This window comes from Pseudomonas azotoformans (assembly GCF_900103345.1).
In the GTDB taxonomy this organism is placed as follows: domain Bacteria; phylum Pseudomonadota; class Gammaproteobacteria; order Pseudomonadales; family Pseudomonadaceae; genus Aquipseudomonas; species Aquipseudomonas azotoformans.
In genome coordinates this window covers 2,689,403-2,695,807 of the sequence record NZ_LT629702.1, presented here as the reverse complement: position 1 = coordinate 2,695,807, position 6,405 = coordinate 2,689,403, and the positions used below count along the sequence as shown (strand labels likewise).

Sequence of the window (6,405 nt, the reverse complement as noted above, 5' to 3'; positions counted from 1 at the left end):
GCAGTTGAATCAATTGAGTCAGTTTTTTTGGCTGGCTACATTCTTGACAGGGCGCAGGTCGTACGCGCTCTAGATGAGAGGTTTGAGGTAGAGTGCAGAACATTGAAGCTAATGGCAGCTACGTTGCTCAGGAAGTTAAGTGAGGCAAGAAGGTTACTCGGTAACTGACAGAGGGCGCCTCCTTTTCCTACAGGTCATTGCTTTGCCCCGCTTTGACAAGCCAACCCAACCCGACTAACTTTCCTGGCGTGACGTATTCATGCGACCCACGCTATGCAGCTACCTATTTTCTGCGCCACATTTCACCGTGGCCCCAGTGCGCCTAACAGCTAGCAAATGACTGTTAATCATTGGGTCCCTGGTTCGAGTCCAGGTCGTGGAGCCAGATAGAGAAGCCTGCAGAAATGCAGGCTTTTTTTTGCCTTGGATTTCTCCAGGGTGATCAAAGCGCACAGCGTGACCAGCATGAAGCCGTCTCTAATCCTACGATTCAGAGGTATGAATCGTCCTAACCTTTAGCAATAGGCAGTCGCCAGCCAAGAGCGGCCGCTTGACTGCGTCTGCAAATTTAGAGGCAGTTAAATAGGTCCTATGGGCCGAATGTATATTTATGAAAAAGTCTGTCGCGTTTCGTAGAAATACATTATTTTATTGGGTTATGGCCAAATGCTACTAGGACGGAGCGACAGAATGATAGATTGGTTAAATGAAAACACCGGAGCTGTACAAGGTCTTGCCTCAATTTCAGTCGCGGTATTGACTGCCTTGCTTGCTCGCTTCACGTACCGATATGTGAATCTAACGGGCGCAATTGCCATTGCGGCGAAGGAGCAAGTTGAGCTCGCTCGCGCTCAGGCGCAAGTTTCTTCGAGCCTAGCCGAGTTGGCACAGGAGCAGCGGGCACTCAACCAACAGCGTTTAGATGAAGTGAAAGACAAAGAAGAAAACAACAGGCAAGAGGGCAAGCGTGAACTGGAAAGACTCGCTGCACGTTTGTTGAGTCAGCTCTCTGGATCAAGCTCGGAACCTGAGCTGGACTACCTCAAAAATTCGCTTCCAATATCTGAGGACGTTTTTGATTCAATCCGCAAAGCCGCAGAGCAAGCGCGAGATCCCAATACCGGTAACCTTGAAAGTACAATTGCATCACTTGAAGCTATTGTCGCACTGCAAAAACGTATTGCCACCAGTCCTCAAGATTCTTATGTGTTGTCGACATCGGAACGGGAGTCGTACAAAACGAATCTTCGGAATGCCCGTGATGGGCTTAAGACCTTTACCTCGTACCGTCCGAATAATGAGCGGTACTAGCGTGAGGTTTTAACCTTTCATGTCACGAAGGTTTACTTTGGGTCCAAAGCACCCTTCGTGAATGAACGCTATTCGCTTACTCCAGCATAGAGTGTTCGATGAGGACCAGCTAAAGTTAGTCGTTCAGACGTGGTTGCTATCGATCAGATACATAGGTTGGGGATGATGGTATAGAGCGTGTGCGAAAATATAAAATGTATTGACTGTGATTTGAGTGAGTAAGATGTGGAACGTTAAAAGCCTAGTGACGGGCGTAATTTGTTGTGTGGTGGAAAAGATACCTTTCGCATTTTTCCAACGTTTAAGAGATGCAAAAGAGGGATATGTATCCAATAAAAATCACTGTCTCGATTTGGAAAATCTTTCACCACATGAAAAACTCACTCACTTTAGTCTGTTGGATCCAGATGATCATCAGAAGGTTCTCGGGGTTCGCAATCTAAGATTGCTTCCGCAGCAATGTGCTGCGGCTGCGCTGCGTTGGAAAACCCGCCATGAAATATGGAGCAAAGATACACCCGAACGTTCTGCTGAGCATGCCAAGCAAGTTGACCTTGGTGAGTTTTTTATAAGGGCACATGCTGATGGGGTTAAGCTACCAAGTGAGCGCGAGGTTAGAGTAAATGCTAAATACATATCCCATTGTTTTTTGTCGTTAATGGAGTTGAAGAATGGGGAGTTTTTTCTTGATTCTCATTGTTTTTTTACCGAAGAAGCCACACGTTTACTTCAGCGTTTCAGCGTAGAACATCTGCCTCACAGGCACGTTGAATATGAGACGTGTAATCCGTTCAAAAAAAATTTTTCGGCAGCTACACTTCTCAATCGAGCCAATCTCAGTGACAAGGAACTCATGCGCAGAGTAAATGAGCTCCACGCCGAGGTTGAAAATCTTCTGCGCACCTTGCAGGACAGAATCGGCATAAGATCCACCCGCAGCGGGATATCAACGTTGGAAGTGCTGAGCGGTACCGGCAAACCTTATTTTTACGAAGATGTTTTGCCTATGCGACAACAGGGTGGCGCTGCCGGATATCACGCTATTGATAAATATAAAAGGCTTCACGCCTTGATCTGGGAGGCGGAGAATGGGCAGACCGTATTGTTCTCACCAGGGGTATTAAAAAAAACTAATATCCAGCACCTTGCGATTAGCTACGTTGCCCCGGACAATTTTGACTCTACGATTGCGGAGTATCGAAGGTCTTTCTTTCCGGCAAAAATAAATTATGGATTGTTTAGGTATTATTTGCTCCTAAGCAAGCAGCTCTCCCTTGCTACAGTCCATTACAAGGACTGTATATCAAAAGGCCTTTCAAAGCCCAGTCGGAACTACGGCAATATATACGATGTGAAAATTGATTTTATGGAGCTTATGTTTCGAGTCAGATCGATACTGAATGACAGCTCGTTTTTTTTGTTCAAGATGAACGATCAAGCCGTAGAGAGAGCCAAGGAGTTGTTCGGGGCCAGGTTGTCTCAACTTGAGGCGTTGAACAGAGAGGTCGATGAGCGCAAGGCAATTTGTCACGAAAAGGTTCTGGCGGAAAATTTAGGCTATCAAAAGATGATCAATAGACTGGTCGTGTTTTTAGCGATATTGCAAGTGGTTGTCGCCGTCATTGCACTCAATGGGCCTGGCGTATTAAGGTGGCTGAAGGTGCATCTGGTGCCGATGTTTTCATAAGTGCTGTGTATTTGCTGAAAGGGCGTTTTATGCCATTCAACGTTATGCCTCAATTTAGGTACGAACGTCTCGAAGACAAACGTCGGCCAATAGCGGGTGAGGCATCATGGGGAAAAGGGGGCGGATTTATTTTTTATCCATTTGCTAGGCTGTAATTTCCTAAGGAAGGAGATTACCTATGCTCGGAATGGGGCGCATCGTTTTGGCAGACTATCCGCATCACGTTGTACCGCCTGGTCATAACCGCCAGATGGTGTGTGCTGCTGAAGAAGATTGCCAGCGTTATGTGAGAGACCTCCGAGAGCTCAAGGGCGCATTTGGAATAAAAATATATGCCTATTGTTTGATGATAAATCATGTTCATTTGTTAGTCGCGTCAGGCGAATCGGTGGCGGGACCAAGGCAGTTAATGAAGGCGCTTGCCGCTCGGGCTACTTGATGTCGAAACAAGTTAGAGGGTCGTACAGGTACGTTATGGGAGAGTCGATATAAATCACGTGTGGTGCAAGCGAAGAATTATTTCCTTGCGTGCTGTCGGTATATTGAACTGAATCCAGTACGTGCCTGCAGGGTGGCTGGTGCAGCAGATTATCCATGGTCAAGTTATAACGCCCCTGTGGGGCATGCACGGGATAGCGATCGGCTAGATATTGATGCGTATTTTGCTGTGTTGGGGAACACAACGCTGGAGCGGCACTAAGGATATAAAAGATTTGTGGAGCAGTCCGTTTCAAGTGAAGAGATAAAAACCATTCGTGAGGTATTGCAACGTGGGCAGCTTACCGAGACTGGTCGTTTTGTTGATGAGGTTGAAAAAAATTGCAGGGGCTCGTATCGAACATCGAGGTCGGGGTAGGCCGAAGTTGGATGTGGGAAAAAATAGAAAATAAATCTGTCCCCCTTTTTATTCTTTTGGGCCGGCACAATATATCGAATACGTTGTTGGCGAAGAGAAAAGAGAACAAGTTTATTCAATCTTAGATAATCTGTAAAAAGGTATTGGTGCCAGTGCTGATGCCGGAAAGTGAGATGATTTTTTTATAGTTTTATTGGCGTGGATGTGTTGATTTTTGATCGAAAATAAATCTGTTCAGTTTTTCTGGTGATGTGTTACTGTCTAGGTTTGAAATAGGCTTAACCCTGTTTCATGAGTAAATAATGTCGTGATTGTATAAGTGCTTGCGAGAGAAGGAGGAGTTGTAGTGAAATCTAGCATGTTGTTGGTTTTGGTTTTTCTTTTGTCCGGCTGCGTAACCAATCAATTGCACTTCGCGGCCTACACCACAGATGCAGAACTGTCTGCGATCAAAAACAAAACCATTCACTCAACGATAACCAGCATATCTGGCGATGAACGCTGCGCTCCCTGTTCCGAGCGTAGTAAGGTGGTGTGGCATGCGGCCAACTATAACGTGGGCCTGTACGAGGGTTTCGCTAATATCCCAGTCACCGATTGGTCTGAGTTCACCAAGCGGTCTATCGGATCTGATGCAGATGCGAGCATAAAAACCAGAGTCGAGATCGACCGGATTTTTGTCAAAACCTGGAACAGTCCTGATTATTATGCGTGCGAAGCGAGGCTCTCGGTGTATATCGGGACGGCTAAATATACCGGGCAGTCGCGTGTGAAAATAAAGAGGGCAGGCCAAGAGATGGTTAGTCAGAATCAAGCCTATCTTAAGTCCGAAACACTAAATGCTGTTAGTCTTGCGTTGAAGGCTGCTTACATCGATGCCTTTAGCCGCATTGAAAAAGCTCCGCGCTAAACTAGCGAAAAGCGGCAAAAGCCACTGTGGGGCTACGTTGGTCAGGAAGTTAAGTGAGCCATAAAGGTTACTCGGTAACTGACAGAGGGCGCCTCCTTTTCCTACAGGTCATTGCTTTGCCCCGCTTTGACAAGCCACCCCAACCCGACTAACTTTCCTGGCGTGACGCATTCATGCGACCCACGCTATGCAACTAACCTATTTTCTGCGCCACATTTCGTCGTGGCCCCGGTGTGTCTAACCGCTAGCAAGTGACCGTTAATCATTGGGTACCTGGTTCGAGTCCAGGTCGTGGAGCCAGATAGCGACATAAAGGGAAGCCTGCAGCGATGCAGGCTTTTTTGCCTTGGGTTTCTCTACGCGCTAAAAGCTGCCCCCTCAATGTGATAAACCTGCGGCTCCTCTAAAAAGTATTTTTCCAGTCCCAACATAAACACCCGATGATCCTCACTCCCTTCAAACCCCGGCGTGTGATCCTTCAGCGACGCCCAGCGCACAATCAGGTTGAATCGCTCAGGCGTCTCGATCCCTTGTGCGAGCATGTGGCCCAGGTAGCCTTTGGCACGACTCAGCAACGGCGCCACCTCGGCAAAGGCTCGCCTGAACGCGTCGATGTGTTCCTTGTGAACCGGCAGCACGGCGATCTCGTAAATCATGGTCTTGTTTCCTGAGCGGGCACGACGGCAATCGCGATTTTTCCTTGGATACCGTTGTTGGCACCCTCCAACCGAGCATGGGCAAGTCCGATGTCGGCCAGTGCATAGATGGCCCCTACATGCGGCCGCAGGTGGCCCTGCGCAACCAACGTACTCAACTCATCCAGCTTGCCGCGATTCTGCCGCGTGAACACAAAGTGGTAGCTCGCGTTCTTGCCCCAGGCCTGGACCAGGTTCTGCGGCTGCGCTATGTCCACGATCGAGACCACGCGGCCCAGTTGCGCGAGTGCGTCGGGGCTGCGTGAAAGCGTGTGGCCGCCGATGGTGTCGAACACCACATCGACGCCGTGCCCAGCCGTTTCCCGGAGGATCGCGTCAACGTAATCTTCCCTCTCGTAGTCGATGATCACATCGGCGCCCATGCGTTGTGCGAAATCAATATTGGCTTCACGCACGGTGGTGAACACCTTGGCGCCGATGGCTTTGGCCAGTTGGATTGCCACATGCCCGACGCCGCCCGCGCCGCCATGTATCAGGATGCTTTCCCCCACTTGAAGTGCTGCACGCACGGTCAGCGCTTCCCATGCCGTGCCGCCCACCAGGCTCAGGCTTGCCGCCTCGAGGTGACTGAGCGTAGGTGGTTTCTTACCGATGATGCTTTCGGCCGCCACGTGGTATTCGGCATAACTGCCGGGGCCGTCGAATATCTGCGGGGTGTACCAGACTTCGTCGCCTGGCGCGAAGTTCGTCGCGCCCGGGCCTACGGCCTCGACGACGCCGGACACGTCATGACCGGTGATGGCGGGGAGGGGCACCAGGTCGGCATAGTCACCACGTCGCACCTGGTAATCCAGCGGGTTGATGGAGGTTGCGTGAACCCGCACCAGCACCTGCCCCGTGTGCGGCACCGGCTTGGGCACCTCGCAGCTTTCGAACGAATCAGGGCCGCCAAATGATTCAAGCATCATCGCTTTCATTGCATTAC

General features: G+C 49.5%; 5 protein-coding genes, 1 tRNA gene and 1 pseudogene. 5 read left to right on the top strand and 2 right to left on the bottom strand.

Annotated features, from left to right (window positions below; all coding sequences use genetic code 11):
- The first annotated feature begins 301 nt into the window (after positions 1–301).
- The 5 genes and pseudogenes from BLR69_RS11945 to BLR69_RS11925 all read left to right on the top strand — a co-directional run bounded on the left by BLR69_RS11945 (position 302) and on the right by BLR69_RS11925 (position 4,764).
- Positions 302–385, top strand: a tRNA-Asn gene (locus tag BLR69_RS11945).
- Positions 386–690: 305 nt separating this feature from the next.
- On the top strand, positions 691–1,311 hold the full coding sequence (locus tag BLR69_RS11940) for a hypothetical protein (protein ID WP_071492798.1): 621 nt from the start codon (positions 691–693) through the stop codon (positions 1,309–1,311).
- A gap of 214 nt (positions 1,312–1,525) precedes the next feature.
- Positions 1,526–2,998 carry a hypothetical protein gene (locus tag BLR69_RS30745; RefSeq protein ID WP_139222446.1) on the top strand — a complete coding sequence of 491 codons (1,473 nt, stop codon included), beginning with the start codon at positions 1,526–1,528 and terminating at the stop codon, positions 2,996–2,998.
- A gap of 178 nt (positions 2,999–3,176) precedes the next feature.
- Positions 3,177–3,888 (top strand): annotated as a pseudogene (locus tag BLR69_RS11930) (transposase).
- A gap of 312 nt (positions 3,889–4,200) precedes the next feature.
- Positions 4,201–4,764 (top strand): hypothetical protein, encoded by a 564-nt coding sequence (locus BLR69_RS11925; RefSeq protein ID WP_071492800.1) that lies wholly within the window; start codon positions 4,201–4,203, stop codon positions 4,762–4,764.
- A 356-nt stretch (positions 4,765–5,120) separates the two neighbouring features.
- On the opposite strand, the gene BLR69_RS11920 is transcribed toward BLR69_RS11925, so the two are convergent.
- A complete protein-coding gene (locus BLR69_RS11920; RefSeq protein WP_071492801.1) occupies positions 5,121–5,420 on the bottom strand; it encodes an antibiotic biosynthesis monooxygenase family protein in 300 nt (99 codons plus the stop codon).
- Positions 5,417–6,397 carry a zinc-dependent alcohol dehydrogenase family protein gene (locus tag BLR69_RS11915; RefSeq protein ID WP_071492802.1) on the bottom strand — a complete coding sequence of 327 codons (981 nt, stop codon included), beginning with the start codon at positions 6,395–6,397 and terminating at the stop codon, positions 5,417–5,419. The genes BLR69_RS11920 and BLR69_RS11915 overlap by 4 nt, the downstream gene beginning before the upstream one ends.
- Positions 6,398–6,405 lie beyond the last annotated feature (8 nt).

Coding starts and splice junctions, on each gene's coding strand:
- BLR69_RS11940 (WP_071492798.1), top strand. CDS start 691: ATGATAGATTGGTTAAATGAAAACACCGGAGCTGTACAAGGTCTTGCC.
- BLR69_RS11915 (WP_071492802.1), bottom strand. CDS start 6,397: ATGAAAGCGATGATGCTTGAATCATTTGGCGGCCCTGATTCGTTCGAA.
- BLR69_RS11920 (WP_071492801.1), bottom strand. CDS start 5,420: ATGATTTACGAGATCGCCGTGCTGCCGGTTCACAAGGAACACATCGAC.